General features: G+C 56.3%; 4 protein-coding genes and 1 pseudogene. 4 read left to right on the plus strand and 1 reads right to left on the minus strand.

The genetic code is table 11. The annotated features are described in order from the left end of the window. A partial coding sequence (locus tag B5F87_RS20425; protein WP_143405279.1) for a type II toxin-antitoxin system RelB/DinJ family antitoxin occupies positions 1-128 on the minus strand: 128 nt, incomplete at its 3' end. A gap of 106 nt (positions 129-234) precedes the next feature. On the opposite strand from B5F87_RS20425, the gene B5F87_RS21295 reads away from it, so the two are divergent. The 4 genes and pseudogenes from B5F87_RS21295 to B5F87_RS20855 form a co-directional block, all read left to right on the plus strand. Then, complete coding sequence (locus B5F87_RS21295; RefSeq protein WP_204246108.1) at positions 235-411, plus strand: hypothetical protein; 177 nt, start codon at positions 235-237, stop codon at positions 409-411. Further along, positions 392-790 (plus strand): cysteine-rich VLP domain-containing protein, encoded by a 399-nt coding sequence (locus B5F87_RS20430; RefSeq protein WP_087284517.1) that lies wholly within the window; start codon positions 392-394, stop codon positions 788-790. The genes B5F87_RS21295 and B5F87_RS20430 overlap by 20 nt, the downstream gene beginning before the upstream one ends. A gap of 113 nt (positions 791-903) precedes the next feature. After that, the gene (locus B5F87_RS20435) at positions 904-1,638 is read left to right on the plus strand and encodes a phage replisome organizer N-terminal domain-containing protein (protein WP_087284520.1); all 735 of its coding nucleotides are present in this window, start codon (positions 904-906) and stop codon (positions 1,636-1,638) included. Further along, positions 1,635-1,724: pseudogene (locus tag B5F87_RS20855) on the plus strand (ATP-binding protein); the annotation flags it as partial. The gene B5F87_RS20435 and the pseudogene B5F87_RS20855, both read left to right, overlap by 4 nt.

The raw sequence follows: 1,724 nt of genomic DNA on the forward strand, positions 1-1,724 counted from the left end.
AGCGACTGGCGCACGAAGATGTTGAACGCCGTGGATAAATTCATGCCGAGTTCCGCAAACAGGGCGTCGGCCTGTGCCTTCAAATCCGCGTCCATGCGGATACTGATGTTTGTGGTATTTCCAGCCATATCATCAACCCCTTTCTGCTGGTACTTTTAGTATATGCCATTTGCACGAAGAAAACAATACTTTGCACGAATATTTAACAGTAAATTCATTGAAGGAGGTCACTGTATGAAGCAGATTATTTTACCCGTCACTGTCCACCTGAATATCGACCTGCCCCTTGCCCTCTTGCAGCCGGAACCGGCAGACGCGCCCACCGGCCCGGAGCCGGAGGCCCATGCCTGCCAGGGCTGCGGCAACTGCGGCGGGTGCGGGAAGTGCCAGCATGAAGAAAAGCAAGCCTGAACCCATCCCCGTCATGGACTACCGCCAGTACCGCAGAGCGCGGCGGCTGGTACATGAGTGCTGCAACTATGACGGCGGCAACTGCATCGCGCTGGACGATGGGGAGGAATGTGTCTGCGTCCAGTCCATTTCCTACTCCCTGTTGTGCCGGTGGTTCCGGGCGGCGGTGCTGCCGCTGGACAGAGAACTGGAAACGGCCCTGTTCCACTGCCTGGACGCCAAACGGTGCGCCGTCTGCGGGGCGCTGTTCACACCCGGCTCCAACCGGGCCAAATACTGCCCGGAATGTGCCGGACGCATGAAGCGTATCAAGGCCGCCCAGCGCAAGCGCAAACAGAGGGCTAAGTGTCACGCTTTAGGGGCCGAAAACCCCTTGTAAATCAAGGCTTTTTTCGAGGGTGTCGCTGGGGGCCTGATAGATTTATCCTCTGGCCCCCAAAACGGCCCTCTAAAGGCGTATAGACCCCTGAAATAAACCCCAAGGAGGAACCCATGTCAGACAATCGAAAATATTACTACCTGAAACTCAAAGAGAACTATTTTGACGATGACTCCATCGTACTGCTGGAAAGTATGCAGGACGGTGTGCTGTACTCCAACATCCTGCTCAAGCTGTATCTGAAATCCTTGAAACACGGTGGGCGGCTCCAGCTTGACGAGAATATCCCCTACACGGCGCAGATGATCGCCACCATCACCCGCCAGCAGATCGGCACTGTGGAGAGGGCCTTGCAAATCTTCCTGAAGCTGGGCCTTGTGGAAGTGCTGGACAGCGGCACTTTTTACATGAGCAATATCGAACTGTTGATCGGCCAGTCCTCTACCGAGGCCGAGCGAAAGCGGGCGGCAAGGCTCCAAAACAAGGCTCTTTCCGCGCCCCGGACAAACGGCGGACATTTGTCCGACATTCGTCCACCAGAGATAGAGTTAGAGTTAGAGAAAGAGATAGAGATAAAGAGAGAGATAGAGAAGGGACACCCCGCCCGCACCTATGGCCGTTACCAGAATGTTTTCCTGACGGACGAGGAACTGGCAGACTTGCAGGCCAGCTTTCCCACGGTATGGGGCCAGTACATCGAAAAGCTGTCCGAGTACATGGCTTCTACCGGCAAGCGGTATCAGAGCCATGCCGCCACCATCCGGCGCTGGGCCGGTGAGGACGCCAGGAAAGCAGCCCCACCCTCCCGCAACCGGGATTACAGCGTAAAGGAGGATGAAACCGTATGATGGAGATTACCGCAGAAATCCGGGCGCTGATCGACAAGGCAGCCGCCGGTGTGGAGCTGGCCGGGGACGAGTACATAGACCCGGCA

The sequence above is a fragment of the Eubacterium sp. An3 genome (genome assembly GCF_002159465.1).
Classification (GTDB): domain Bacteria; phylum Bacillota; class Clostridia; order Lachnospirales; family Lachnospiraceae; genus Anaerobutyricum; species Anaerobutyricum stercoris.

Coding starts and splice junctions, on each gene's coding strand:
- B5F87_RS21295 (WP_204246108.1), top strand. CDS start 235: ATGAAGCAGATTATTTTACCCGTCACTGTCCACCTGAATATCGACCTG.
- B5F87_RS20430 (WP_087284517.1), top strand. CDS start 392: ATGAAGAAAAGCAAGCCTGAACCCATCCCCGTCATGGACTACCGCCAG.
- B5F87_RS20435 (WP_087284520.1), top strand. CDS start 904: ATGTCAGACAATCGAAAATATTACTACCTGAAACTCAAAGAGAACTAT.